General features: G+C 47.3%; 1 protein-coding gene and 1 pseudogene. Both read left to right on the top strand.

Annotated elements, in window-relative coordinates; all coding sequences use genetic code 11:
• Window positions 1–144 (top strand): annotated as a pseudogene (locus ACTHUE_RS20625) (trigger factor); the annotation flags it as partial.
• A gap of 90 nt (window positions 145–234) precedes the next feature.
• Window positions 235–429: ATP-dependent Clp protease proteolytic subunit (locus tag ACTHUE_RS20620; protein ID WP_440424345.1), on the top strand; the 195-nt coding region annotated here is incomplete at its 3' end.

Below are 429 nucleotides of genomic sequence, written 5' to 3'. Positions count from 1 at the left end.
GACTGGTACTACGCAGAGCCTTCCCGCCTGCAAGGCCCGACTTCTTTGGCAGTAGAAAGCAACGTTGTTGATTTCGTTCTGAGCAAAGCTAAAGTAACCGAAAAAGCGCTGTCTTTTGACGAAGTAATGGGCGCACAAGCTTAATTGCTCCAAGGCCGTCTGAAATAGACAATCAAAAGCACCGAAGCGCTTTAAATGGCTTTGGTGCTTTTCCATCATTAACAGGAGACAAAAATGTCCTTCGATTTCAATAACTACCTTGTCCCTACCGTTATCGAACAAAGCGGTCGCGGCGAGCGCGCATTCGACATCTACTCACGCCTTTTGAAAGAGCGCATCGTTTTCTTGGTCGGCCCGGTGACAGATGAATCTGCCAATCTGGTTGTTGCGCAATTGCTGTTCTTGGAAAGCGAAAACCCAGATAAAGAT

Source organism: Neisseria sp. P0021.S005 (genome assembly GCF_051956955.1).
The sequence above is the reverse complement of the archived record's forward strand: the minus strand, read 5'-3'. Positions and strand labels throughout refer to the sequence as shown.